This is a genomic window from Pseudomonas vancouverensis, from assembly GCF_004348895.1.
Taxonomy (GTDB): Bacteria; Pseudomonadota; Gammaproteobacteria; order Pseudomonadales; family Pseudomonadaceae; genus Aquipseudomonas; species Aquipseudomonas vancouverensis.
Window position 1 is genome coordinate 16,984 of the sequence record NZ_RRZK01000002.1, and the last position, 26,111, is coordinate 43,094.

Below are 26,111 nucleotides of genomic sequence, written 5' to 3' on the forward strand. Positions count from 1 at the left end.
GTGCCGAGCGGCCAAAATTCTGTAGCCCCTTCGCACAGATAATAGTCCGAAGTCCTGAGTAATGCTCGCGCAAAGTCGCAATGAACTATTACTGAATCCATCACAATCAGCCCGCGTTCAGGCAATGGCCTGCGACTGCACCGACGCTGGCGGATAAATCGCCCTTTGCTGCTCGATCCACGCGTTCAGGTTGGCCCCAACCATGCCTTTACGCCACATCAGCCAGGTGGTGGCGCTGGCAAACGGCTCGGCCAGCGGGTGCACCGCCACACCTTCCCGTCCCGGCAGGCTGGCGAGCATCGATTCCGACATCAAGGCCACGCCAGAGCCCGCAATGACACACGCCAGCATCCCTGGGTAAGACTCGATCTCCATCGGCCGGCCCATGGTTGCGTGATCATGGGCGAACCAGGACTCCAGGCGCGCCCTGTAGGAACAACCTCGACGAAAGGTAAACACCGCACGCCCTTCGACATCCTTGGCGCTGCGCACCGGCGGGTGATCGGCCTCGCTGATCAGTACCAGCCGTTCGTCGCACAATGGCACACCGTCGAGCCCGGCCATTTCCAGCGGGCCATCCACCAGTGCCGCGTCAAGCCGCCCGGTAAGCAAGCCTTCAAGCAACTCGCCACTTGGCCCGGACTGCACTTGCAGATTCACCGCCGGGTACTCGCGGTGATAGCGCGCCAGCAATCCTGGCAGGTGAATCGCGGCGGTGCTGTACATGGTGCCCAGTACGAAATCACCAGCGGGTTGACCGCCCTGTACCGCAGCGCCGGCTTCATCACGCAGGGCGAACAGCCTGGCGGTGTAGTCCAGCAGGACTTTTCCCGCAGGTGAGAGCTGCAAGCGCTGACGCTCACGCATAAACAGCTCTACGCCGAGTTGCTCTTCGAGTTGCTTGAGCCGGGTCGACAGGTTCGACGGCACCCGATGCAGGCGTTCCGCAGCCCGGGTGATCGAGCCCTCCTCGGCCACGGCCTGGAAGATGCGCAATTGGCTGAACTCCACGATCTTCTCCAAAAAAGAACAAGTTACTTAATATTATTCATTTTTAAAGAAAGTCAATCGACTCTAGCCTGACGGTCATTGATCCTCTGCACGGAGTCCAGACCATGTCTGCGCTGATTCGCTTATCCGCCAGCTTTATCGCCCTGATGATGGCCATGGGCATTGGCCGTTTCGCCCTGACGCCGCAACTGCCGCACCTGCTCAGCGAAGGCCAGATCGACCTGACCGCCGCCGGTCTGATTGCCGCCGCCAACTACCTCGGTTACTTCATCGGTGCGGTGGACGCCATGTTCGCCCGCCGCCCCGAGCAGATACGCCGGCGTTTGCTGGGTGGCCTGTGGCTGTGTGTGTTGCTGACCCTGGCGTCGTTCTGGGCCAACGGTTTCTGGTCGCACCTGTTGCTGCGTTTTGGTACGGGTGTGGCCAGTGCCTGGGTGCTGGTGATGATCACCGCCCTGAGCCAGCCGCTGGCGGCAGCGGCCGGGCGTCCGCGTCTCGGTGCCCTGGTCTTTGCCGGACCGGGTCTGGGGATTTTCCTCACAGGCCTGCTGGCGCTGGGTTCGAACTTGCTGGGGCAAACTTCCGCCACACTGTGGCTGGTGTATGCGGCAGTAGGCTTGGTGATGCTGCTGGGCATTCTGCCGTTCCTGCCGCAGCCTGTGGCCAACGCGAGTGCCGCTCCAGCTGTCGCCACGACGGGCAGCCGGGGCATCGGTCGCCTGGGCCTGATCTACGGCCTATACGGCCTGGGCTACATCATCCCCGCGACCTTTCTGTCGCAGATGGCCAGCGCGCAGTTCCATGGCCAGTGGCAAGCCGACCTGTTCTGGCCCTGCTTCGGCCTGGCAGCCGCAACCGGCGTGGTGTTGGTGAGCCTGCGTCGGCAACAGGCCGGTGCGACGCGGCGCTGGTTGATGGCGACCTTGTGGTTGCAAGCGGCGGGCGTCTTCGCCTGTCTGCTAGGCAATGGACCCGGCCTGGCACTGGGCGTGATCCTCTGCGGCACGCCGTTCCTTGCCTGCATGCAACTGGTGATGCAACGTTCCCGGGAACTGGCGCCCCATGCCACTCAACGCAACGCCGGCCTGTTGACCGCCTGCTTCGCCGTCGGCCAACTCAGCGGGCCGCTGCTGGCGGCCCTGAGCAGTCATTTCAGCGGCGGATTGCAGCCTGCGCTGGTGGTCGCCGGTAGCGGCCTGCTGCTAGCCGGTGGGCTGCTACTCACGCCGCTCAACGCTGCCCGAGGGCTTTGCGCAGACGCCGGCGCAACCACTGTTCAGCGCTGACAAAGGTGATGCCAAACAACACCAGTACGGCACCAATGATGAAATTCAGGCTGAGTTTTTCACCCAGCAGCACCACACCGAACGTGACGCCGAACAACGGCGTCATGAACGAAAACACTGCAAGGTTCGCCGCCAGGTAGCGGCGCAACAGCCAGAACCAGACGAGGTAACTGAAGAACGACACCACCACGCCCTGGAACAGCACGCTGGCCACGGCCACCGGGGTCAGGCTGACGTGGGTGATCTGGCCGCTGAGCAGCGCGATTAAGATCAGGCCGACAAAGCCGACGATCAGTTGATAGAAGAGGGTCAAGGTCACCGGCGCCTCGGACAAGCGCGATGCCCGCACCACCACAGTGGTGGCGCCCCACGCGGCCCCCGCAAGGATCGCCAGGGCGTCGCCCATCAGCATGCGCGAATCGAGATGGTCCCAGGAGACACCGCCGGCAAATGCAATGGCAATGCCGAGAAAGGCCAGCAGGATCCCCACCCACTGTAAGGGCCGCAAACGCTCACTGGGCAACAGCCAGTGCACGCCCAATGCGGTGAAGATCGGCGCCGTGTAGAGAAACACCGACATGTGCGCAGCAGTGGTCAGTTGCAGGCCTTCGGAAATGAAGAAGAATTCCAGGCCAAACAAGGCACCGGCGAGCAAACCGCCACGCCAGGTGTTGGGTACCTGACTCCAGCCACCCTTCCAGCAGATCAGCAGACCGACCAGCAACGCCGACATGCCCGACCGCGCAGCAGCCTGCATGACCGGCGCGATGTCCGGCGCGGCCCACTTGATCATCACCTGCTGAATGCCCCAGACCAGGCACAGGCCGATCATCACCTGCAGGGCAAACCCGTCGGTGCCACGCCGCGTGGCGCTCACCGCAACACCTCAAAAAAACAATCCATGGCACAGACTCGGCAGTCAAAACAAAAGCCCCGGTCTGCTTGGGAAAAGCGCCAGGGCAAGGGTGCAGTTGATTATTAACCGAATGGCCAGAAAATGCCGTCTGTCAGAGACCTTTACCTCTCCGTGCGCGTCATTCCGGCCATCCGGGTGTTGCCGGCGAAATCAGCTGAGTTCGATGCGATCGGCATGAATGACAATCTGGCCATTCTTGTACAACGCACCGATGGCTTTCTTGAAGTTGCCTTTGCTGACGCCAAACAGGCTGCTGATCAACGCCGGATCACTCTTGTCGCTGACTGCCAGGGTGCCGTTGTTTTCACGCAACTTGGCGAGGATCTTCGAGTTCAGGCTGGTGGCCGCGTCCTGCCCTACAGGTTGCAGGCTCAGGCTGATCTTGCCGTCGGCTCGTACTTCCTTGATAAAACCCTTTTCTTGCATGCCAGAGCGCATGAACTTGAAGATTTCGTTCTTGTGAATCAGGCCCCAGTGCTTGTTGTTGATGATGGCCTTGAAGCCCATGTCGGTGGCTTCGGCGACCAGCAAGTCAACTTCCTGACCGGCGCTATAGTTGGCCGGGGTCTTGTCCAGATAGCGGTCCAGGCGCGCGGTGGCAGTGATACGGCGGGTGTGCTTGTCGAGGTAGACATGCACCACCACGTACTCGCCGGCGGTCATCTGACGCTTCTCTTCGGAAAACGGCAGCAACAAATCTTTTGGCAATCCCCAATCAAGGAATACGCCGATACTGTTGACTTCAACAACTTTCAAACTGGCAAATTCACCGACTTGAACTTTCGGTTTTTCAGTTGTGGCGATAAGTTTGTCATCGCTGTCCAGATAAACAAAAACGTTGAGCCAGTCTTCATCTTCGCTTGGAATATCTTTTGGAATATAACGATTGGGCAGAAGGATTTCGCCATCTGCGCCGCCGTCCAGATATAAACCGAAGTTAGTGTGTTTAACCACTTGCAAACTGTTGTAACGCCCGACTAAAGCCATGTCCAATACCCTCATTGCGTGGGCGGCATTCTACCCGTTTTTAAGCGTCAGGTTCGGCGGTTGGCCGGGCGGCGCGAGAAAATCCCTTGAAGGCCCTGATTTTTCCGGGTTTGCGTCGGGCACGCGCCCGCTCGTCAGACCGATACGGGCATTTACGCCAGTGTCGAGCGCCCGCCGGCGGCAAATTTCACCGGCAATGTTCTTAGTTAAAACAGCGACTTAGAGCCCTGCTTCGAATAATAATCAGCGATCAATTAGGCTATCGCGACGATAATATTCAGGGGATATTTGCCAAGCAATGACTGGCTATTTCCTGTACGATGCCTGGCCAAGTTAATTTTCTACAGGTTAATGGCCGCCATGCGCGTAAAAGCATCCACCAGCAAAGCAAAGCCAGCTCCAGCCGTTGAAACCAGCGAGTCGATCAACAGCCAGATCGCTGCGTTCCTCAAGTCCGGCGGTGAAATCCAGCAAATTGCCAAAGGCGTCAGCGGCCAGACGTTCGGCCCGTCCAAGCAGATCACCCTGGGCAAAAAGTAATACCCTTCGCGTCTCCTGGTCTTTAAGCGCTTTGAGCCTCGAAGCGCTTGGACTGGAACCCCCGCAACACCCTCCTCCTTCAACAATCTGTTGAAAATCGACGAACGGCCCTCGCTGCCGATCATTCGTCGGTATCCTTGCACGCGTCTGGATCAAGCGTTTCAGCAGGTCGATCGCCTGCCCTCGCTACTCAAGGAGTGACGCATGCGCCATTTTTTCTGTTTATTGATACCCCTGGCCAGCCTGCTGATGAGTCCTGCGGGCCAGGCACAACTCCTGCAGCGCGATCTGGGCGGCTTCGACCTGAAGCTCGGCACCAGCCCCAGCCGCAGCATGGCTCAGGGCCTGGTCAAACCCTCAGCTGCCGGCTCCTTCCACGGTGGCCTGGACCTCGCCCACGACAGTGGTTTTTACGTAGGCCAATGGTCGCCGAGCCTGGGTATCAGCCCCGGGAACAACCTCGAAATCGATTCCTACGCAGGCTTCAAACAACCCTTCGACCAAACCCTGGGCTACGAAGTCGGCATGATCCATTACAGCTACCCGGAAGTGGACACCCTCGACAGCCAGGAAGTGTTTGGGGGCCTGACCCTGCTCGGCAGCCGTTTCGGCGTCGCCCTGAGCAATGACCCGGACAAACGCAACAGCACGCTGTTCGCTGACCTGAGCGGCAACCAGCCGTTCGGCATCGGCGTCAGCATGAAATACACCACTCACCGGTTCAACGCGCCGGTGGCGGTGGACGGCGGTTATGTCGGAAGTTTTACCGATTGGTCGCTGAAACTGTCCCGTCCCTTCATGGGCATCGACCTCAACCTGATCTACAGCGACTCCAGCCTGAGCGGCAGCGATTGTTCGGCCTACGTCGGGCATAACAGCCAGTGTGACGGGCTGGTGACCCTCAAGGCCGAACGCGCCTTCTATTGATCGGCTGAACTGCCGGGCCCATCCTGCGTTCACAAGAGAACCCGAAGCAGGCTTTCGCAAGGATCGGCTCATGTACCGCTGGCTCAAACGTATCGCCCTCATGCTGACCTTCGCCCTGGCGCTTGGCGCGTGCAGCCGCATGGGCCTGGCTTACCGCCACCTGGATGTGATCATTCCCTGGACGCTCAGCGATTACCTGGACATCAACGGCGAGCAGAAAAACTGGCTCAACGAACGCCTCAAGGAGCACCTGAGCTGGCACTGCACCACGCAAATGCCCGGTTACCTTGATTGGCTCGACCGCCTGCAAGGGATGATCGCCAGTAATCAGGTCACCGACGCTGCGTTGCAGGCGCGCACGGCAGAAGCCAAACAGGCGATTGCCGAGACCGCGCGGGAAATCACCCCGTCTGCCGTCGAACTGCTGCAAGGCCTGAACGACCAACAAGTCGCCGAAATGAACGAGGCGTTTGCCAAGGATCAGCGCAAACGCGAAGAGGAATACCTCAAACCCTCCTTGGCCCAGCAGATCAAAGAGCGCGACGAACGCATGCAAAAGCGCCTGACCGACTGGCTTGGCCCGCTCAATACGGCTCAGCAACAACGGGTCACGGCATGGTCGACCACACTGGGCGAGCAGAATACGCAATGGATCGCCAACCGCGTGCACTGGCAGAAGCTGTTTAGCGCGGCCGTTGCCCAGCGTCAGAGTCCAGATTTCCCACAGCGAATAGAGACACTGCTGGTCAATCGCGAGAGTTTATGGACACCGGCCTATCGGCAGGCGTTTGCCAACACCGAGGCACAGGCACGTGCGCTGTTCGTCGACCTGATGGCGCAAAGCACGGCGGATCAGCGTGCAAGACTGCTGAAAAAAATCGAAGGGGTGAGAAAGGATTTCAGCGACCTGAAATGCCTGAAGGCCGCAAAACAGGCCTAAAGGCAACGCCAATTCCATGTGGGAGCGAGCAAGCTCGCTCCCACAAAACAAAGGCATTAGCGTTAGGTCAGGCGATTTTCGCCTCCGACGCCACCTTATCAAAGGTCGACTCATCCAGCGCATCGGCCTGCTCATCCAACACCTGCCGTGGATGATCATTACCCGGGATGCTGCTATCGAGCAGGCTCAACAAGCTCGAGCCCCTTTGGGTCAGTACGTAGTTGGTACCCGTGCCGCCCTCTTCTTGCGGTCTCGGTTCGATATAGCCGCGCTGCAGCAGCAATTTTTCATACTCGTCCGCCACGGCCTTCAAATGGTCGAGGTTGCCGATCGGCTCGCCTTCCGCGGCTTTTTGCGCCGCATGCTGTTCAGCGTATGGACGCGGCGTGAAGCTGTGGCCAGCGCTGTTCTGCACTTCGTGCAACAAGCGCTCGATCAAGTCCCAGTTATAAGTCGTCATCCTGATTCAACCTCCGGTGCCCGTGTGGTGAATGCCCGTGCAGCAGGCCTTACAAGTTGTGACCGGCGTGCTCGGCAGCCGTTCAGCCGAGGTTCTGTGAGTGACCGACTAGCGGTCTGTCGAATGGAGCGCAGGGCGAACGACTAACCTGTGTCAGTCAACTCCCCGCACTCTGCAGGAGAACACATCATGAACATACAGAATCATCCCGTCGTGTCCCGGGAAGAATGGATCACCGCCCGCAAACAACACCTGGCTCGCGAAAAAGCCTTCACCCGGGAACGGGACAAACTCAGCGCCGAACGTCGTGCGCTGCCCTGGGTGAAAGTCGACAAGGACTACCGCTTCCAGGGACCCAACGGCCCATTGACCCTGGCGGATCTATTTGGCGGTCGCAGCCAGTTAATCGTCTATCACTTCATGTTTGCCAAGGGCTGGGACGAAGGCTGTCCCGGCTGCTCGTTTCTCTCGGATCACATCGACGGAGCCAACCAGCACCTGGCCCACCACGACATCGCGCTGGTGGCGGTGTCCCACGCGCCGTTCGCCGAGTTCCAGGCCTTCAGGCGGCGTATGGGCTGGAAGTTCGATTGGGTGTCATCCGCCGGAAGCGATTTCAACTATGACTTCGGCGTCAGTGCCCGAGCAGAAGATGTCGCGGCCGGCAAAGCCACCTACAACTACGAAAAGTCTGACGGCGCAGAAGAAGAACTCCCCGGCCTCAGCGTGTTTTATCGCAACGACAAAGGCGAGATTTTCCACACCTACTCCGCCTATGCCCGGGGTCTGGACTTGCTGGTCGGTGCCTACAACTACCTGGACCTGGCGCCCAAGGGCCGCAATGAAGAGGAAATCATGGAATGGGTGCGGCACCACGACAAATATGACGAGGGGGAGAAATCGAGCTGCTGTCATGGGGGATAAGCCCCTGCGCCAAGTCGCGGCCATCGCGAGCAAGCTCGCTCCCACAGGGATCGTGCCTGGATATGGATGCCATGCACGATGCAGGAGTGTGCTCGCGATGGAGTCCTGACTAAACAGCAACACTGAACTTTTCGCCCAGCCCAGCGCTCAACCGGGTAACCGCCTTAACCGGAACTGAGGCCTGCCCCGATGAAAACCCTGATCAAGCTCACCCTCGCCGCGACCTTAGTCTGCGCCCTGCCCGCCTGGGCCTGCACGCCGGAGGAAGCCACGCAAAAGCGCGAAGAATTGGCCCAGCGAGTCACCCAGCTCACCAAGCAAAACCCGACCAAGGCCAAGGAAATCAACGACGAGTTGCAGAAGATGGACCTCGGCACCGCCGCCAAGGACCTGCCGGACAAGTGCCAGTTGATCGATCAGCGCCTGAAAGAGTTGGACAGCGCAGAGAAAAAGACCGAAGGCTGAAAACCAAAAAACCCGGACAAGTCCGGGTTTTTCTTGGGTTGCCTGGGGCGACTTACTCGGCCGCTGGCGCTTCCGGCTTGCGGCGCTTGAGCGGCGCCATGCCATCCTTGCTCACCAGCGAGTCGCTCTTCGGCCGATTGGCGCTCTTGCGCTTGGTCGGGGTCTTGGCGGCGGTTTTCTTCTTGTCACCCTTGGCGTCGGTCTTTTTCTTCTTCACGCCGACAGCCTTGCCCGAAGCCTTGACCTTCTTCGGTCCGCTGTAGGTGCCTTTGACTTCCTTGATGGTGCGGCGCTCGAAGCTCTGCTTGAGATAGCGCTCGATACTCGACATCAGGTTCCAGTCGCCGTGGCAGATCAGCGAGATGGCCAGGCCATCGTTGCCGGCACGGCCGGTACGGCCGATGCGGTGCACGTATTCGTCACCGCTGCGGGGCATGTCGAAGTTGATCACCAGGTCCAGGCCGTCGACATCCAGGCCGCGCGCGGCTACGTCTGTCGCCACGAGGATTTTCACGCCGCCCTGCTTCAGGCGGTCGATCGCCAGCTTGCGATCCTTCTGGTCTTTCTCGCCGTGCAGGACGAACGCCTTGTACTCCTGCGCCACCAGGCGGCCGTAGATGCGATCGGCCATGGCACGGGTGTTGGTGAAGACGATGGCCTTCTGATAGGTCTCGTTGGCCAACAGCCAGTTGACGATCTGTTCTTTGTGCTGGTTGTGGTCAGCGGTGATGATTTGCTGACGGGTAGTTTCGTTCAGCTGGCTGACCGCGTTGAGTTGCAGGTGCTCCGGGTTGTTCAGGACCTTGGCAACCATCTCGCGCAGGCCAGAACCGCCGGTGGTGGCGGAGAACAGCATGGTCTGCTGACGGTTGGTGCACTCGTCAACAAGGCGCTGTACATCTTCGGCAAAGCCCATGTCGAGCATGCGGTCGGCTTCGTCGAGGACCAGTACTTCCACTTCTTTCAGGTCGAGGTTGCCGGCGTTGAGTTGCTCGATCATCCGCCCCGGTGTACCGATCAGGATGTCCGGCACCTTACGCAGCATCGCGGCCTGCACCTTGAAGTCTTCACCACCGGTGATCAGGCCGGACTTGATGAAGGTGAATTGCGAGAAGCGCTCGACTTCCTTCAGGGTCTGCTGGGCCAGTTCGCGGGTCGGCAGCAGGATCAGCGTCTTGATGCTCACACGGATTTTCGCCGGGCCGATCAGACGGTTGAGGATCGGCAGGACGAAAGCAGCGGTCTTGCCGCTACCGGTTTGCGCCGTCACCCGCAGGTCACGCCCCTGGAGCGCCAGCGGAATTGCCGCGGCTTGCACAGGCGTAGGCTCGACAAATTTAAGCTCGTCCACGGCTTTAAGCAGGCGTTCGTGCAGGGCGAATTGGGAAAACACGGGTGCTACCTCGAAGAAATGCAAAAAAACAGCTGCATAGGGTAACGGTTTCGAGCGCTCAGGCCGAGTTTCTTTGTGCAAATGGCACTAAACAGTGGCTTTTTTGTTGCCCGGTTTGACATCGAACACAATACAAAGCGTCATAAATGCTCTAATCGTCAGTCGCATCCCACAGAAGAATCCCTTCACCCATGGATATCAAACAGCTCTGGCTCAACGTCCAAGCCCTTTGGGGTGCCCTCGATCAGCACCCGCTGGTGTATTCCAGTCTGGCGCTGATACTGCTGCTGACCATCGCCCTGGTCCTCGGACGAGTGGCGCGCTACCTGGTGCTGCACGGCGCCCGCATACTCGGCCGCCAACCGGCCCTGCACTGGATCAACGACTTCCTGCACAACAAGGTGTTTCATCGCCTGGCGCAAATCACGCCTTCACTGGTGATCCAGTTCGGCCTGAAGCTGGTGCCGGAACTGAGCAACACCGCGCAGAACTTCCTCGGCAACGTCGCACTGGCCTTCACCATCCTGTTCCTGCTGCTGACCGTCAGCGCCCTGCTCAACGCCCTGCTGGACATCTATGCGCGCACCGAGCACGCCCGCACTCGCTCGATCAAGGGCTACGTGCAACTGGCGAAAATGGTCCTGTACGTGTTCGGTGCCATCATCATTGTTGCCACCCTGATCGACCGCTCGCCGCTGTTGCTGCTCTCCGGTCTGGGTGCAATGTCGGCGGTGATTCTGTTGGTCTACAAGGACACCCTGCTGTCGTTCGTCGCCAGCGTGCAGTTGACCAGCAACGACATGCTGCGGGTCGGCGACTGGATCGAAATGCCCCAGGTCGGCGCCGACGGCGATGTGGTGGACATCACCCTGCACACGGTCAAGGTGCAGAACTTCGACAAGACCATCGTCTCGATCCCGACCTGGCGGCTGATGTCCGAGTCGTTCAAGAACTGGCGCGGCATGCAGCAGTCCGGCGGCCGCCGCATCAAGCGCAGCCTGTACATCGACGCCAGCGGCGTGCGCTTCCTGCGCGACGAGGAAGAACAGAAACTCTCCCAGGTGCGTTTGCTCAGCGACTACATGACGCGCAAGCAGGCCGAACTCAAAGCCTGGAACGAGGCCCAGGGCAACGTCGCGGCCATGTCCGCCAACCGTCGCCGCATGACCAACATCGGCACCTTCCGCGCCTATGCGCTGGCGTATCTGAAGAGTCACCCGGACATCCAGCCGAACATGACCTGCATGGTGCGCCAGATGCAGACCACGGCCCAGGGTATCCCATTGGAAATCTACTGCTTTACCCGCACCACGGCGTGGGCCGATTACGAGCGGATTCAGGGGGATATTTTCGATTACTTGCTGGCGGTGCTGCCGGAGTTCGGCCTGAGCCTGTATCAGCAACCGAGCGGGACGGACTTGCGTGCCGGGATACTGCCGGCGGTGCTGGGGGCGAGCAGTCTGCCCGAACAGGAAAAACGCTTGATGTAAGGCGACAAAAACCTGTGGGAGCGACGGTGCGTCGTTCCCACAGGCATTGTATTTACCTCTGAAGTTACGGATTACTTGATCTGCCGCTGCGGTGCCTTGTGCACCATGGTGTAGGCGTAATCCACGCCCATGCCGTACGCGCCGCTGTGCTCCAGAACCAGCTCCAACACCGCCTCGTACGTGTCCTTGTGCGCCCAGTCACGCTGGTATTCGAGCAGGACCTGCTGCCAGGTCACCGGCACCGCACCGGCCTGGATCATGCGCTGCACCGACATGTCGTGGGCTTCCTTGCTGGTGCCGCCGGATGCGTCGGTCACGATGTACACCTCGTAGCCTTCGGCCAGGGCTTCCAGCGCCGGGAAGGTCAGGCAGACCTCGGTCCACAGTGCGGCAATGATCAACTTCTTGCGGCCGGTGGCTTTCACCGCATCCACCAGCGCCTTGTCTTCCCAGGAGTTCATCGAGGTGCGCTCGATCGGCTTTTGCTCCGGGTGCACCGCCAGCAACTCGGGCCAGATGTAACCACTGAAGCTCTCGGTTTCGACCGAGGTGTAGATGGTCGGCACGTTGAAGATCTTCGCCGCCTTGGCCAGGCCCACGGTGTTGTTCTTCAGGGTCTGACGGTCGATCGACTGCACGCCGAACGCCATTTGCGGCTGGTGGTCGATCAGGATCAGGGCGGAGTTGGTTGGGTTGAGCAGTTCACGGATAGACATGGCGCGTTCCTTTTGATGTCGTTTATTTCAAGTGAGTTGAGGGTCAGTCGACTCGCCGTGAGTGGCGTTGTCGTCGGCTTGGATGTCACTTTAGGGGCTGGCCACAAAAGGGACAATTACCTAAAATCGAGAATCATTGATTCTAAAATAGGGACAATAATGGATCGCATCGAATGCATGCGCGCCTTCGTCGTCACAGTCGGCGAGAACGGATTTTCCGCGGCCGCCAGGGCCATGGACGTGCCCCGTTCAAAAGTCAGCAAGCAGATTCAGGCGCTGGAGGACGCCATTGGCGTTCAATTGCTGCAACGCACCACCCGCAGCCTGCACCTGACCGAGGCCGGGGCCGAGTATTTCGACGCCGCACGGGAAGTGCTGGCAGCACTGGACGAGGCCGAACAGCGGGCGCGCAATGGCATTGGCGAGTTGCGTGGGGTGTTGCGGGTCAACGCGCCGATGTCATTCGGCTTGCGTCGGCTGGGGCCGTTGATTCCGCTGTTCCATGAACAACATCCGAACATCGAGCTACAACTGGTGCTCAGCGACCAGCAGGTCGATCCGGTGCGGGGTGGGTTTGACGTGACCATTCGCATCGCCAGCCTGCCGGACTCGACCATGGTTGCCCGGCAGTTGGCACCAGCGCCACGGATCATGGTGGCGTCCCCTGAGTATCTGGCACGTGCGGGCACGCCGCAGGTCCCGCAGGACTTGCGCAACCATCAGTGCCTCAATTACGGGTACCTGCAAAGTGGCGTCAGCCTGCAGTTGTGCAACGGCAAGGAAACCCAACGGGTCAACGTCACAGGTCCTCTGCACGCCAATAATGGCGACCTGCTCGCCCAGGCGGCCGAGGCCGGCATGGGCATCGCCCTGCTGCCCAATTTCATCGTCGAAGAGGCGCTGGCGGCCGGTCGGCTGATGCCGGTGATGTGCGAATGGCAGGCGCCGGCGATCACGATCAACGCCGTTTACCCTTCGGCACGTCGGGTGCCGCAAAAGACCCGGACTTTCATCGAATTTCTGGTGGCACAGTTGGCCGAGAAAGATTGAAGCGCCCGGCAGTCACCTGCCGGGCACTTGCAGTTCAGCTGGCGGGCTGTTGGACGATGACCGTCTGCGTCGGCATCGGCGCCGGGAAACCGGCTTCGCCAAGGGCGTCCTTGATGGTGCGGTTGGTGTCGAAATAAACCTGCCAATAGTGCTCGTTGTGGCAGTAAGGCCGCACCGCCAACACCGGACCGACCAGGTTGAATTCCAGGATCTCAACGTCCACCGCCGGCTCGGCGAGCACATTGGGGATCGCCGCAATCTGTTGCTTGAGCAAGGCTGCTGCGGCCTTCCAGTCGGTTGCACCGGACAGCTGTGCCTTGAGTTCGACACGGCGGAACGGGTTGTGGGTGAAGTTCTGGATGTTGTCGCTGAAAATCTTGTTGTTACCGACCAGGGTCAGCACGTTGTCCGGGGTATTGATCGCGGTGGCAAAAAGGCCGATCTCGGTGACCGTCCCGGTGACCCCGCCTGCGCAGATGAAGTCACCGACCTTGAACGGGCGCAACACGATAATGAAAGCGCCGGCGGCCAGATTGGCCAGCAACCCCGACCAGGCCATGCCGATCGCCAGACCGACCGCCGCGAGCAGCGCAGCGAAAGTGGTCGTCTGCATCCCCAGGTAACCGAGGATACCGATCACCAGAATGATGTTCAGGGTCACGGTAATGGCCGATCCCACATAACGCAGGACGGTCGGGTCGACCTTCTGTTTGGACAGCGCGCGCTGGACCATGCCGACCGCAAAACCGATCAGCCAGCGCCCGACGATCCAGAAGGCGATGGCGGTCAGAATCTTCACCGCAAAAGCGGCACCGTACACTTGTACCGTCGCGACCAGCGCGTTGAACTTCGCGGTTGTCACGCCAACAATGGACTCGTCCATGGCAAGGGCTCATAGGAGATGATGGGGTCTCCAGAACACTAGCACAGCCCCTGCGGCCCGCCAGTCGGCAGGCTGCAGGGTATCAATGCCCCCGCTTTGCGTGGCTCAGGCCGGCGCCAAAGACTTGCGTACACCCAAACGACTGATCCACACCGCCCCCAGGATCACTGCCCCTCCGAGCAACAGTCGCCCCAACTCTTCATGCTGATTCCAGATCAGCAAATTGAGCAAAAGCCCGACCGGTACGTGCAGATTGTTCATCACCGCCAGTGTCCCGCCGTTCACCAGGCAGGCGCCCTTGTTCCACCAGTACAGCCCCAATGCGGTCGAAACCAGGCCAAGGAACAGCAGCACGCCCCATTGCAGCGGCGCCTCGGGCAGGAAGTTCTGTTTGCCGAACAGCAGGAACGCCGGCAACGCTACCGCCAAAGCGCCGAGGTAGAAGTAACCGAAGCGCCGGTAATGCGGCAGATCACTTGGATGGCGTGCGACCAGGTGCTTGTACAGCACTTGCCCGGCGGCGTAGGTGAAGTTGGCCAGTTGCAGCAGCAGGAAACCCATGAAGAAGTCCGGGTTGATCCGGTCATAGCGAATCACCGCCGCGCCCGCCACAGCCACCAGTGCCGCCACCAGCGCCCACGGATTGAAGCGCCGGTTCAATGCGTCTTCAATCAGGGTCACGTGCAGCGGCGTGAGGATGGTGAACAGCAGCACTTCCGGCACGGTGAGTACGCGAAAGCTCAGGTACAGGCAGACGTAAGTCACGCCGAACTGCAAGGCACCGATCAGCAGCATGCCACGCATGAACGCCGGCTCCACCGAGCGCCAGCGGGTCAGCGGAATGAACACCAGCCCCGCCAGCAACACGCGCACCAGCACGGCAAAATAACTGTCGACATGACCGGCCAGGTACTCGCCGATCAAACTGAAGGAAAACGCCTGGATCAGCGTGACAAAAAGTAGATAGCCCATGCTCGCCTCGTTTTGAATGGCGGCGAAGATAGCGGGTTTTGCCGGTTATCGCGAACCCTCAAACAATACAAATCACTGGAGGAGCCGGCTTGCTGGCAATAGCGTTATTTCCTGCAAACATCATCGTTGACTGACACTCGGATATCACCAGCAAGACGGCTCCTGCAGGTCTTGTACAGCAGCTTGAATTACAGGCAAAAAAAAGCCCGATCTCGCTAAAGCGTTCAATCGGGCTACAGCACTCAGGAGCAACAAGTGCAAAGGGAGGTTCGATGCGCGTACAGGCTTGAAGGGTTGCGCCAGGTCACTAGACCATCCAGCGATTATCTGACGATTAACATATCAAGCCACTTGAGAAAGCCGGGCGTTGGCCTGGTTGAGGCCTTTCTCCTGGAAGTCGCCGCCCAGGTTCATGCCCTCGGCGTGAATAAAGGTCACGTCATGGATGCCGATGAAGCCCATGACCTGGCGCAGGTACGGTTCCTGGTGATCGGCGGTGCTGCCGGCGTAGATACCGCCGCGAGCGGTCAGCACGTAGGCGCGCTTGCCGTTGAGCAGGCCTTGCGGGCCGGTTTCGGTGTACTTGAAGGTCACACCGGCACGCAGCACATGGTCGAGCCAGGCTTTCAGGGTGCTGGGGATCGCGAAGTTGTACATGGGCGCGGCCATGACCAGCACATCGGCGGCGAGCAACTCGTCAGTCAGCTGATTGGAGCGTTCCAGGGAAAGCTGCTCGATGTCGCTGCGCTGCTCGGCAGGCTTCATCCAGCCACCCAGCAGGTTGATGTCCAGGTGCGGTACCGGGTTCACGGCCAGGTCACGGACGGTGATCTGGTCATTGGGGTGTGCAGCTTTCCACTGACTGATGAAGGTCTGGGTCAGTTGACGGGATACCGAGTCTTGCTGACGGGCACTGCTTTCGATGATCAGAACGCGGGACATGGGCTGTAGCCTCCATCTGAGAATGCTGTAAGTCGATGGAGTGAAGGTTAAACAGAGTCGTATCGATGAAAAAGCGCAAATAACTGCTATAACCCATCAATAAATTCGTTTATAAGCAACCCATGCCCCTCATGTGGGAACGAGCCTGCTCGCGATGCGGTGAGTCAGTGGCAACACCTGTGACTGACACACCATCGCGAGCAGGCTCGCTCCTACAGGGGAAAGCGTTATTTCGGTGTGCAGGTCAGCACGATGCGCAGCTTGATGATGTCCCGGCTGAATTTGGCCGTGACATTCTTGTGTTTGCCGGCCGGCACTTCGAGTTTGCGGGTGCGCGGCGCTTCCGGGCCATTGCTGAAGACCGCCTTGCAATCGGCATCGACATCGCCGTAGTTCGCCACCTGAATGGAGCCGATGTCGCTGTCGGTGGCATAGGTTTCGTAGTCGATCTTCATGCCGTTGAGGTTTTTCTGCACATCGATCGGATAAGCAAACGCGGTCAGCGGCAACATCGCCAGCAACGCACAACACAACTTTTTCATTCGGCAGCCTCCATTAGGGGCCGCCAGCTTAGGACAAGAGGAGCTCAACATGAAAGCGCCCCGCGTGACCCTTGATCAATGGCGAACGCTGCAGGCCGTGGTCGATCACGGTGGTTTCGCCCAGGCCGCCGAAGCGTTGCACCGCTCGCAATCGTCGGTCAGCTATACCGTGGCGCGCATGCAGGACCAGCTCGGCGTGCCGTTGCTGCGAATCGACGGGCGCAAGGCTGTGCTGACCGAAGCCGGCGGCGTGTTGTTGCGTCGCTCGCGGCAACTGGTGAAACAGGCCAGCCAGCTCGAAGACCTCGCCCATCACATGGAACAGGGCTGGGAAGCCGAAGTACGCCTGGTGGTCGACGCCGCTTACCCTAGCGCCCGTCTCGTCCGCGCCCTGACCGCGTTCATGCCGCAAAGCCGTGGCTGCCGGGTGCGCCTGCGCGAGGAAGTATTGTCGGGCGTGGAAGAAGTGTTGCTCGAAGGCGTCGCCGACCTGGCCATCACCGGTTTGAGCATTCCCGGTTATCTGGGCGCGGAATTGAGCGACGTCGAATTCGTCGCGGTCGCCCACCCTGAACACCCGCTGCACCGCCTGAATCGCGAACTGAACTTCCAGGACCTGGAAAGCCAGATGCAGGTGGTGATCCGCGACTCCGGTCGCCAGCAACCACGGGACGTCGGCTGGCTCGGCGCCGAACAGCGCTGGACCGTCGGCAGCCTGGCCACCGCCGCCACCTTCGTCAGCAGTGGCCTGGGCTTCGCCTGGCTGCCGCGCCACCTGATCGAACGGGAGCTGCGAGAAGGCACGCTCAAGCTGCTACCGTTGGACCAGGGCGGCAGCCGCAACCCGAGTTTTTACCTGTACTCGAACAAGGACAAACCCCTGGGGCCAGCCACGCAGATTCTCATCGAGCTGCTGCGCACCTTTGACACCGCGCCGCTGGACGCGCCGTTTGCCGCCCCTGAACAAGCCTGACAAGGAGTGTACGCATGGCCTATTTCGAACACGAAGGTTGCAACCTGCACTATGAGGAATACGGCCACGGCACGCCGCTGCTGCTGGTCCACGGGCTCGGTTCCAGCACTCTGGACTGGGAAAAGCAGATCCCGGCCCTGGCCAGCCGCTACCGGGTGATCGTCGCGGATGTACGCGGTCACGGCCGCTCCGACAAACCCCGGGAGCGCTACAGCATTGCCGGCTTCAGCGCCGACCTGGTCGCCCTGATCGAACACTTGAACCTCGGCCCGGTACATTATGTGGGCCTGTCGATGGGCGGGATGATCGGTTTTCAACTGGCTGTGGATCAGCCGCAACTGCTCAGGAGCCTGTGCATCGTCAACAGCGCGCCCGAGGTCAAGTTGCGCAGTCGCGACGACTACTGGCAGTGGTTCAAGCGCTGGAGCCTGATGCATGCACTGAGCCTGCGTACCATCGGCAAAGCGCTGGGCGGCAAGCTGTTTCCCAAGCCCGAGCAAGCCGATCTGCGAGAAAAAATGGCCGAGCGCTGGGCAAAAAACGACAAACATGCTTATCTCGCCAGCTTCAATGCCATTGTCGGCTGGGGTGTTCAGGAACGACTTTCGCGAGTGTCCTGTCCAACCCTCATCGTCAGCGCCGACCGTGACTACACCCCGGTCTCGCTGAAGGAAAACTACGTAAAACTGCTGCCCGATGCGCGGCTGGTGGTGATCGCCGATTCCCGTCACGCCACGCCGCTGGACCAGCCCGAACGCTTCAACCAGACACTGCTCGAGTTTCTCAGCGCAGTTGATACCACTCCAATCAGGATCCCTGACCCATGCTGAAAAAAATCGCCCTCGCCGCCGGCTCCGTTCTGTTTGCCGCCAACCTGATGGCTGCGACGCCGGAAAAAGCGCCGCACGTATTGCTGGACACCACCAACGGCCAGATCGAAATCGAACTGGACCCGGTCAAGGCGCCCAACAGCACCAAGAACTTTCTCCAGTACGTCGACAGCGGCTTCTACAACAACACGATTTTCCACCGTGTGATCCCGGGCTTCATGGTTCAGGGCGGTGGTTTCACTCAGCAAATGCAGCAGAAAGAAACCAAGGCCCCGATCAAGAACGAGCACAAGAACGGTCTGGTCAACGTTCGCGGCACCTTGTCGATGGCGCGCACCTCCGATCCGGATTCGGCCACCAGCCAGTTCTTCATCAACGTCAAGGACAACGATTTCCTCGACCAGGGTGATGGTTACGCCGTGTTCGGCAAAGTGGTCAAAGGCATGGATGTGGTCGACATCATCGTCAATTCGCCGACCACCGTGCGCAACGGCATGAAAGACGTGCCGGCCGATCCGGTGTTCATCAAGTCGGCCAAACGGATCGACTGAGACTAAGCTGGACAAGGATGTCCGAGCCGTTGCCGGTTATACCGGCAACGCTCAAACCGTTTAAAGGAGAGCCCGCCCGCGGGCGAAAAACCGATGCTTTATCGCCGCTTTGAAAAACTGATCGACGTATTCCGCGACGCACCCACGGCGTCTCCGCCGGACCGGGTGTTCCCCTTCTATACCTATTACCTCAAGCAGGTCTGGCCGAGCTTCGCCGCCCTGCTGTTCGTCGGCCTGATCGGGGCCTTGATCGAGGTCGCGCTATTCAGTTACCTGAGCCGCATCATCGACCTGGCCCAAGGCACGCCGAACGTCAATCTGTTCCGCGAACACGCCCTCGAGCTGACCTGGATGGTCGTCGTAGCCCTGGTACTGCGGCCGATTTTCGTCGGCCTGCATGACCTGTTGGTGCACCAGACCCTGAGCCCGAGCATGACCAGCATGATCCGCTGGCAAAACCACAGCTACGTGCTCAAGCAGAGCCTGAATTTTTTCCAGAACGACTTCGCCGGGCGCATCGCCCAGCGCATCATGCAAACCGGCAATTCCCTGCGTGACTCGGCGGTGCAGGCCGTGGATGCGTTGTGGCATGTGCTGATCTATGCGATCAGTTCGCTGGTGCTGTTTGCCGAAGCCGACTGGCGCCTGATGATTCCGCTGCTGACGTGGATCTTCGCCTTCATCGCCGCCCTCTACTACTTCGTGCCACGGGTCAAGGATCGCTCGGTGCTGGCCTCCGACGCGCGTTCAAAGCTCATGGGCCGCATTGTCGACGGCTACACCAACATCACCACCCTGAAACTGTTTGCCCACACCAATTTCGAGCAGCAATACGCCCGCGAAGCGATCAAGGAACAGACCGAAAAGGCGCAACTGGCCGGTCGTGTGGTCACCAGCATGGACGTGGTCATCACCAGCATGAACGGCCTGCTGATCGTCTGCACCACGGGCCTGGCCCTGTGGTTGTGGACCCAGTCACTGATCAGCGTGGGTGCGATTGCCCTGGCCACCGGATTGGTGATTCGCATCGTCAACATGTCCGGCTGGATCATGTGGGTGGTTACCGGGATCTTCGAAAACATCGGCATGGTCCAGGACGGCCTGCAGACCATCTCGCAACCGGTCTCCGTCACCGACCGCGACCAGGCCAAGCCGCTGGCGGTAGCCCGTGGTGAAGTGCGTTTCGAGCACGTGGATTTTCACTACGGCAAGCAGAGCGGGATCATCGGCGACCTCAACCTGACCATCAAGGCCGGCGAGAAAATCGGTCTGATCGGCCCGTCCGGCGCCGGCAAATCGACCCTGGTGAACCTGCTGTTGCGCCTGTACGACGTCGAAGGCGGTCGCATTCTGATCGACGGCCAGAACATCGCCGAGGTCAGCCAGGAAAGCCTGCGCGAGCGCATCGGCATGATCACCCAGGACACCTCGCTGCTGCACCGCTCGATCCGCGACAACCTGCTGTACGGCAAACCCGACGCCAGCGACGCCGAACTCTGGGAAGCAGTGCACAAGGCCCGGGCCGACGGCTTCATCCCGACACTGTCGGATGCCGAAGGCCGCATGGGTTTCGATGCCCACGTCGGCGAACGCGGGGTCAAGCTGTCCGGCGGCCAGCGTCAGCGTATCGCCATCGCCCGGGTGTTGCTCAAGGACGCGCCGATCCTGATCATGGACGAAGCGACCTCAGCGCTGGATTCGGAAGTCGAAGCCGCCATTCAGGAAAGCCTGGAAACCCTGATGCAGGGCAAGACCGTGATCGCCATCGCCCACCGGCTCTCGACCATCGCCCGGATGGATCGCCTGGTGGTCCTGGAAAACGGCAAGATCGCCGAAACCGGTACCCACGCCGAACTGCTGGCCCATGGCGGGTTGTATGCGCGGTTGTGGCAACACCAGACAGGTGGATTCGTCGGGATCGATTGATCTTCAGCCCTGTCGATACGGCAGGGCTGACCTGGCCTCTTCGGCGTAAGCCAATACCCCAACGCGCTCCTGCTCGAGAAAATCCTTCACCGCCGCTTTCAATCCAGGGTGGCGCAGGTAATGCCAGGAGTGGGTGATCACAGGTTCAAATCCGCGAATCAATTTATGCTCGCCTTGGGCCCCGGCGTCGAAACGCTGGAAACCGTTGGCAATCGCATAGTCCATGCCTTGGTAGAAGCAGGTTTCGAAATGCAGGCGATCAAATTCCGCCAGGCATCCCCAGTAGCGTCCGTAGAAGCTGTCGCCACCCACCAGGCTGAAGGCCATCGCCACCGGTCGTGAGCCTTGTTTGGCCAAGACCACACGAATCGATTCCGGCATGCGCTCGGCCAGTAGGCTGAAAAACTCCCGCGTCAGGTACGGCGCCTGACGCCGCACCGCATAAGTGTTGGCATAACAGGCATACACGAAGTCCCACTGCGCCTGGCTCAACTCGCGACCTTCCAGCCATTCGAACTCGAAGCCCTGCCCCGCCACCTGTTCACGTTCCTTGCGCATCTGTTTGCGTTTGCGCGAGCTCAAGGCGTCGAGGAAATCCTGGAAATCGCGATAGCCGCGGTTCTGCCAGTGGTATTGACAGCCAATGCGCTGCAACCAGCCCGCTTGTTCGCTCAGAGCAGCGTCAGTGAAGGGGTCGGTGAAATTGATGTGCGCGCTGCTGAGCTGCTCGATTTCCAGATAGCCCGGCAGGCTGCCCAGCAACTCGAAACCCTCTTCGGGCGTGGTCGCCAGCAAGCGCGGCCCGCTGACCGGGCTGAAGGGGACGGCCGTCAACAATTTCGGGTAATAGTCGATGCCGGCCCGTGCGCAGGCATCCGCCCAGCCGTGGTCGAACACGTACTCACCGTAGGAATGCCACTTGCGATAGCTGGGCAACGCAGCGATCAGACGCTCGCCTTCCATGTGCAGCAAATGCTCGGCTTGCCAGCCAGTGTGGGGGCCGACGCTGCCGCTGTCTTCCAGTGCGCTCAGGAAGGCGTGACGCAAAAATGGCTGCGCTTCGGGCACCAGCGCGTCCCAAACCTGCGCAGGGATTTCTGACAGTCTTTGCAGGCGTTGCAACGGCATCACCATCCTCACTCTTTCACGGCGTGGAAACCCGGCGAGTATCGCTTATCGCTGCCCTTCGCACACGATCAATTCCACGACAGTGCTCTAACTCAATAGTTCAGGACGATTTTGTATCGTCATCGACATGACATCACATTGCCACCGCTCTGTCATAAACCATCGCGATACTGGCGCCTGTTTTTAGAGCGCCGGGTTATAGCCCGGCCACTGTTTTCCGCCCCTTACGGTCGGTTGTGCCCCGGATGGCTCAGTCATCCCCTTTCATCTTCGGAGATTGATATGCGTCTTGCTTCCACGAAAACTGCGGCGGCCCTGTGTGGCGGTCTGCTGCTGGCCATGAGCGTTCCGGCCAGCGCCGCAGTCGACGCCAAACTGCTCGACATGCTCAAGGCTAACGGCTCTATCACCAACTCCCAGTACGCCGAACTGCAAGCCGAGCTGGCCAGGGATCAGAAAGACCAGCAAATCGCCCGTCAGGCTCAACAAGAGACCAACGAGCAGATCGCAGCCACCGCGAAGAAAACCGACACTCTGAGCGCCTTCGACCAGAAACTCGCCTGGGCCGCCAAGACCCAGTTCAAGGGTGATGTACGTTTCCGTGAAGAAACCGTACACAACGATGCCGTGCCGAACAGCAAGGACCAGGATCGTCAGCGTATTCGTGCCCGTCTGGGCGCGTACAGCGAAATCAACCCGCAGGTCGATACCGGTATCCGTATCGCCACCGGCAGCAACGACGACGCACGTTCCACCAACCAGGACCTGAACAACTACTTCGACAAGAAATCGATCTGGCTGGACCAGGGCTACGTTGACTACCACCCTGACGCGATCAAGAACCTGCACATCATTGGCGGCAAGATGAACCAGCCGTGGGTGAGCATGGGCGACATCATCTGGGATAGCGACATCAACCCGGAAGGCCTGGCCGTTACCTACAAGTATCCTCTGAACGGCAGCGCCGAACTGTTCGGTAGCGCCGGTCACTACACCCTCAAGGACAACGTCGACGGCGAAGGCGTGCAGTTCAAACACGACCTGCGTCTGTACGCTGGTCAGCTGGGTGGTCGCTTCGCGCTGACCGACAGCTTGAAACTGACCGTGGGCGGCAGTATCTACTCCTACGACAACGACAAGAACAGTGCCTGCCCGACCACCGGCACCGTTACTGCGCCATGCGCCCTGGCCGTCAACGGCAACAGCCCGAACGAAACCTTCAAACTGTACGAAGGCTTCGGTCAGCTGGACATCGCCAACCTGCCAGTACCGTTGTCGTTCTACGGCCAGTACGTGAACAACACCGACGCCAGCAACGACCAGGACACTGGCTGGTTGACCGGTGTGAAGACCAAGGTCTACGGCTTTGGTATCGACTACAACTACCGCGACGTACAGCGTAACGCTGTGGTGGGTGCCTTCACCGACTCCGACTTCGCCAACGGCTACACTGGTTCGCGCGGCAGCAAGCTGAAAGTGAGCTACGAGCTGGACAAGAACTTCACCCTGGGCGCCACCTACTTCATGGCTAACTCGGACCAGACCAACGCCAACATCCGCGTGAAAGACTCCGACATCAACACCCTGCAACTGGATGCCGAAGCCAAGTTCTGATTGACCCCGCAATACGACCCGGGCAAGGAAGCCCGGGCCGGTTTCACGCCTCGCCTTGGTGTATCGGTCCCCATCATCCGTCCGATACATCAACGCGAGTTTTTTTATCCCCCCCGCCGACACCCAACCATCCGTGGCGAGCGAGCTTGCTCGCGCGGGACTGCGAAGCGGTCCCAATAGCGACCACCCTGGTTTACCAGACACACCGCAGGCGCCTGTTTTGCGATGACCTCGTCATCGAACGGGAGCAAGCTCCCTCGCCACATAAACCTCACTCCCCCCCAGCCACTTCACAAAAGCCTTCCATCTACTTCACAAAAGCCTCGCCTACCGCCATCCATTTGTGGCGAGCGAGCTTGCTCGCGCTGGGCTGCGAAGCGGCCCCTATCGCGGCCACCCTGATTTACCAGACACACCACCGGCGCTCGTTTTGCGATGACTTCGTCATCGAACGGGAGCGAGCTCCCTCGCCACATAAACCTCACTCACCCCCAGCCACTTCACAAAAGCCTTCCATCTACTTCACAAAAGCCTCGCCTACCGCCAGCCATTTGTGGCGAGCGAGCTTGCTCGCGCTGGGCTGCGAAGCGGTCCCGATAGCGACCACCCTGGTTTACCAGACACACCACAGGCGCTCGGTTTGCGATAACTTCGTCATCGAACGGGAGCAAGCTCCCTCGCCACATAAACCTCACTCCCCCCCAGCCACTTCACAAAAGCCTTCCATCTACTTCACAAAAGCCTCGCCTACCGCCAGCCATTTGTGGCGAGCGAGCTTGCTCGCGCTGGGCTGCGAAGCGGCCCCTATCGCGGCCACCCTGATTTACCAGACACACCACCGGCGCTCGTTTTGCGATGACTTCGTCATCGAACGGGAGCAAGCTCCCTCGCCACATAAACCTCACTCACCCCCAGCCACTTCACAAAAGCCTTCCATCTACTTCACAAAAGCCTCGCCTACCGCCATCCATTTGTGGCGAGCGAGCTTGCTCGCGCTGGACTGCGAAGCGGTCCCAATAGCGACCACCCTGGTTTACCAGACACACCGCAGGCGCCTGTTTTGCGATGACCTCGTCATCGAACGGGAGCAAGCTCCCTCGCCACAAAAGCTGGGCAAAAAAAATCGCAGCTTGCGGCAGCTTCTACGCTGACCGGATTCACCGCGATAGCACGTTGAAATCCAATCCCGTAAAGCCGCCGCAAGCTGCGATATGTTCAGCAGCTGCGACAGTGTCTACACACTCAGCGCTTGCGCAGCAACACGCAACCAATCGAATAACCGGCACCGAACGAGCTCAGCACAGCCAGCGAGCCGGCGGCCAGGTCGTCCTGGTTCTTGTGGAACGCAATCACCGAACCTGCGGAGCTGGTGTTGGCGTAGGTGTCGAGAATCACCGGCGCTTCCTGCTCGGTAGCATCGCGGCCCAGCAGTTTCTTGACGATCAGGTGGTTCATGCTCAGGTTGGCCTGGTGCAGCCAGAAGCGTTTCACGTCGCTGACGTTCAACTGGTTCTCTTCCAGGTGTGCGGCGATCAGTTCGGCCACCATCGGGCAGACTTCCTTGAACACCTTGCGGCCTTCCTGCACGAACAGTTTGTCCTTGGCACCGATGCCCTCTTCCGCAGCGCGGTTGAGGAAGCCGAAGTTGTTGCGGATGTTGTTGGAGAACTTGGTCAACAGCTTGGTGCTGACGATGTCGAACTGGTGCTTGGAGGTCGCCAGGTCAGCACGCTCGATGATCACCGCGGTCGCCGCGTCACCGAAAATGAAATGGCTGTCGCGATCACGGAAGTTCAGGTGACCGGTGCAGACTTCCGGGTTGACCATCAGGATCGCTCGGGCCTGGCCCAGTTGCACGCTGTTGGCGGCGGTCTGGATACCGAAGGTTGCCGAGGAGCAGGCCACGTTCATGTCGAAACCAAAACCCTGGATGCCCAGTGCTTCCTGCACTTCGATGGCGATGGCCGGGTAGGCCCGTTGCAGGTTGGAGCAGGCAACGATCACGCCGTCGATGTCGGCGGCGGTTTTGCCGGCGCGCTGCAAGGCCTGTTCGGCAGCACCGATGGCCATCTGGCAGAGCACCGACCATTCGTCGTTCGAACGCTCCGGCAGGCGTGGCGCCATGCGTTGCGGGTCAAGGATGCCCTCCTTGTCCATGACAAAACGGCTCTTGATGCCGGAGGCTTTTTCGATGAAGGCTGCGCTGGACTCGGTCAACGCCTCGATTTCACCGCGGGCGATGGCGTCGGCGTTGTCGGCGTTGAATTGCGCTACATAGGTATTGAAAGACTGCACCAGCTCTTCGTTGGAAATGCTGTTGGCCGGGGTGTACAGGCCAGTGCCACTGATGACGACGTTATGCATGGTCGTGTCTCTAATCTGTTCAGGCAGAAAGCATTGGCACCGTCGTACCAACACACAAAGGGTCTATTCCCATCCCGGGGACGCAAACCTGGCATCGCTTTATTCCGACCTGCCCGCGAAGCTGAAGGCTCAAAATCGCGGGGCCGGTGTTTATAGCGGCGAAGTTTGCCATAAACGCGGGATTTTGGCGCCTGTTTGCTGGATGACGCCCCTGTAAACCTGTGGGAGCAAGCTTGCTCGCGATAGCGGTGTGTCAGGCAGCGATGATGTTGACTGACAGG

The 26,111-nt window shown here is 59.8% G+C and carries 25 protein-coding genes; 13 read left to right on the forward strand and 12 right to left on the reverse strand.

From position 1 onward, the window contains the following. Positions 1-117: 117 nt before the first annotated feature. Positions 118-1,011 carry a putrescine utilization regulator PtrR gene (gene ptrR, locus EIY72_RS00245; RefSeq protein WP_093230693.1) on the reverse strand — a complete coding sequence of 298 codons (894 nt, stop codon included), beginning with the start codon at positions 1,009-1,011 and terminating at the stop codon, positions 118-120. A gap of 104 nt (positions 1,012-1,115) precedes the next feature. On the opposite strand from ptrR, the gene EIY72_RS00250 reads away from it, so the two are divergent. Further along, on the forward strand, positions 1,116-2,297 hold the full coding sequence (locus tag EIY72_RS00250; RefSeq protein WP_093225370.1) for an MFS transporter: 1,182 nt from the start codon (positions 1,116-1,118) through the stop codon (positions 2,295-2,297). Here the strand turns inward: EIY72_RS00250 and EIY72_RS00255 are convergent. Together EIY72_RS00255 and EIY72_RS00260 are read right to left on the reverse strand one after the other, a co-directional pair. After that, a complete protein-coding gene (locus tag EIY72_RS00255) occupies positions 2,242-3,174 on the reverse strand; it encodes a DMT family transporter (RefSeq protein ID WP_093225372.1) in 933 nt (310 codons plus the stop codon). The genes EIY72_RS00250 and EIY72_RS00255 overlap by 56 nt on opposite strands. A gap of 189 nt (positions 3,175-3,363) precedes the next feature. Then, a complete protein-coding gene (locus tag EIY72_RS00260; RefSeq protein ID WP_093225374.1) occupies positions 3,364-4,200 on the reverse strand; it encodes a CvfB family protein in 837 nt (278 codons plus the stop codon). Between the two features lie 351 nt (positions 4,201-4,551). Here EIY72_RS00260 and EIY72_RS00265 point away from each other — a divergent pair, with 351 nt between their 5' ends. The 3 genes from EIY72_RS00265 (at position 4,552) to EIY72_RS00275 (ending at position 6,607) form a co-directional block, all read left to right on the forward strand. Continuing rightward, the gene (locus EIY72_RS00265; RefSeq protein WP_015096330.1) at positions 4,552-4,740 is read left to right on the forward strand and encodes a hypothetical protein; all 189 of its coding nucleotides are present in this window, start codon (positions 4,552-4,554) and stop codon (positions 4,738-4,740) included. A gap of 204 nt (positions 4,741-4,944) precedes the next feature. Continuing rightward, positions 4,945-5,667 (forward strand): TorF family putative porin, encoded by a 723-nt coding sequence (locus EIY72_RS00270; RefSeq protein ID WP_093225376.1) that lies wholly within the window; start codon positions 4,945-4,947, stop codon positions 5,665-5,667. Positions 5,668-5,737: 70 nt separating this feature from the next. Next, on the forward strand, positions 5,738-6,607 hold the full coding sequence (locus tag EIY72_RS00275; RefSeq protein ID WP_093225379.1) for a DUF6279 family lipoprotein: 870 nt from the start codon (positions 5,738-5,740) through the stop codon (positions 6,605-6,607). A 67-nt stretch (positions 6,608-6,674) separates the two neighbouring features. Here EIY72_RS00275 and EIY72_RS00280 read toward each other — a convergent pair whose 3' ends face one another. Next, entirely contained in the window at positions 6,675-7,067 is a 393-nt protein-coding gene (locus EIY72_RS00280) for a transcriptional regulator (RefSeq protein WP_093225382.1), read from the reverse strand. Positions 7,068-7,256: 189 nt separating this feature from the next. On the opposite strand from EIY72_RS00280, the gene EIY72_RS00285 reads away from it, so the two are divergent. Both EIY72_RS00285 and EIY72_RS00290 read left to right on the forward strand, forming a co-directional pair. Beyond that, positions 7,257-7,991: a DUF899 domain-containing protein gene (locus EIY72_RS00285; protein WP_093225385.1), complete on the forward strand. Its 735-nt coding sequence runs from the start codon at positions 7,257-7,259 to the stop codon at positions 7,989-7,991. 189 nt (positions 7,992-8,180) lie between these two features. Continuing rightward, positions 8,181-8,456 (forward strand): hypothetical protein, encoded by a 276-nt coding sequence (locus EIY72_RS00290; protein ID WP_093225388.1) that lies wholly within the window; start codon positions 8,181-8,183, stop codon positions 8,454-8,456. 52 nt (positions 8,457-8,508) lie between these two features. On the opposite strand, the gene EIY72_RS00295 is transcribed toward EIY72_RS00290, so the two are convergent. Next, a complete protein-coding gene (locus tag EIY72_RS00295; RefSeq protein WP_093225391.1) occupies positions 8,509-9,849 on the reverse strand; it encodes a DEAD/DEAH box helicase in 1,341 nt (446 codons plus the stop codon). A 191-nt stretch (positions 9,850-10,040) separates the two neighbouring features. Here EIY72_RS00295 and EIY72_RS00300 point away from each other — a divergent pair, with 191 nt between their 5' ends. Further along, on the forward strand, positions 10,041-11,339 hold the full coding sequence (locus EIY72_RS00300; protein ID WP_093225394.1) for a mechanosensitive ion channel family protein: 1,299 nt from the start codon (positions 10,041-10,043) through the stop codon (positions 11,337-11,339). Positions 11,340-11,410: 71 nt separating this feature from the next. On the opposite strand, the gene EIY72_RS00305 is transcribed toward EIY72_RS00300, so the two are convergent. Then, on the reverse strand, positions 11,411-12,055 hold the full coding sequence (locus tag EIY72_RS00305; protein ID WP_093225397.1) for a hydrolase: 645 nt from the start codon (positions 12,053-12,055) through the stop codon (positions 11,411-11,413). A 159-nt stretch (positions 12,056-12,214) separates the two neighbouring features. On the opposite strand from EIY72_RS00305, the gene EIY72_RS00310 reads away from it, so the two are divergent. Continuing rightward, entirely contained in the window at positions 12,215-13,105 is an 891-nt protein-coding gene (locus EIY72_RS00310; protein WP_093225400.1) for a LysR family transcriptional regulator, read from the forward strand. A 34-nt stretch (positions 13,106-13,139) separates the two neighbouring features. Here the strand turns inward: EIY72_RS00310 and EIY72_RS00315 are convergent, their stop codons facing one another. From EIY72_RS00315 to EIY72_RS00330, 4 genes are all read right to left on the reverse strand, one after another. Next, on the reverse strand, positions 13,140-13,988 hold the full coding sequence (locus EIY72_RS00315) for a mechanosensitive ion channel family protein (protein WP_093225403.1): 849 nt from the start codon (positions 13,986-13,988) through the stop codon (positions 13,140-13,142). Positions 13,989-14,093: 105 nt separating this feature from the next. Next, positions 14,094-14,960 (reverse strand): carboxylate/amino acid/amine transporter, encoded by an 867-nt coding sequence (locus EIY72_RS00320; protein WP_093225406.1) that lies wholly within the window; start codon positions 14,958-14,960, stop codon positions 14,094-14,096. Between the two features lie 342 nt (positions 14,961-15,302). Next, on the reverse strand, positions 15,303-15,902 hold the full coding sequence (locus EIY72_RS00325; protein WP_093225409.1) for an FMN-dependent NADH-azoreductase: 600 nt from the start codon (positions 15,900-15,902) through the stop codon (positions 15,303-15,305). Between the two features lie 227 nt (positions 15,903-16,129). Next, a complete protein-coding gene (locus EIY72_RS00330) occupies positions 16,130-16,444 on the reverse strand; it encodes a 3-phosphoglycerate kinase (protein WP_093225416.1) in 315 nt (104 codons plus the stop codon). A 49-nt stretch (positions 16,445-16,493) separates the two neighbouring features. Here EIY72_RS00330 and EIY72_RS00335 point away from each other — a divergent pair, with 49 nt between their 5' ends. From EIY72_RS00335 to EIY72_RS00350, 4 genes are all read left to right on the forward strand, one after another. Next, positions 16,494-17,417 (forward strand): PA3225 family LysR-type transcriptional regulator, encoded by a 924-nt coding sequence (locus EIY72_RS00335; RefSeq protein WP_093225420.1) that lies wholly within the window; start codon positions 16,494-16,496, stop codon positions 17,415-17,417. A 14-nt stretch (positions 17,418-17,431) separates the two neighbouring features. Continuing rightward, positions 17,432-18,247: an alpha/beta fold hydrolase gene (locus EIY72_RS00340; protein ID WP_093225423.1), complete on the forward strand. Its 816-nt coding sequence runs from the start codon at positions 17,432-17,434 to the stop codon at positions 18,245-18,247. Continuing rightward, positions 18,241-18,798 (forward strand): peptidylprolyl isomerase, encoded by a 558-nt coding sequence (locus EIY72_RS00345; protein WP_093225426.1) that lies wholly within the window; start codon positions 18,241-18,243, stop codon positions 18,796-18,798. The genes EIY72_RS00340 and EIY72_RS00345 overlap by 7 nt, the downstream gene beginning before the upstream one ends. Positions 18,799-18,891: 93 nt before the next feature. Next, positions 18,892-20,724: an ABC transporter ATP-binding protein gene (locus tag EIY72_RS00350; protein WP_093225429.1), complete on the forward strand. Its 1,833-nt coding sequence runs from the start codon at positions 18,892-18,894 to the stop codon at positions 20,722-20,724. 3 nt (positions 20,725-20,727) lie between these two features. Here EIY72_RS00350 and EIY72_RS00355 read toward each other — a convergent pair whose 3' ends face one another. After that, positions 20,728-21,852, reverse strand: coding sequence for a GNAT family N-acetyltransferase (locus tag EIY72_RS00355; protein ID WP_093230696.1), 1,125 nt, complete (start codon positions 21,850-21,852; stop codon positions 20,728-20,730). A 282-nt stretch (positions 21,853-22,134) separates the two neighbouring features. Here EIY72_RS00355 and EIY72_RS00360 point away from each other — a divergent pair, with 282 nt between their 5' ends. Then, complete coding sequence (locus tag EIY72_RS00360) at positions 22,135-23,466, forward strand: putative porin (protein ID WP_093225432.1); 1,332 nt, start codon at positions 22,135-22,137, stop codon at positions 23,464-23,466. A gap of 1,242 nt (positions 23,467-24,708) precedes the next feature. Here the strand turns inward: EIY72_RS00360 and EIY72_RS00365 are convergent. After that, positions 24,709-25,830, reverse strand: a complete 1,122-nt coding sequence (locus tag EIY72_RS00365; RefSeq protein ID WP_093225435.1) for a beta-ketoacyl-ACP synthase III — start codon at positions 25,828-25,830, stop codon at positions 24,709-24,711. Positions 25,831-26,111: the final 281 nt, after the last annotated feature.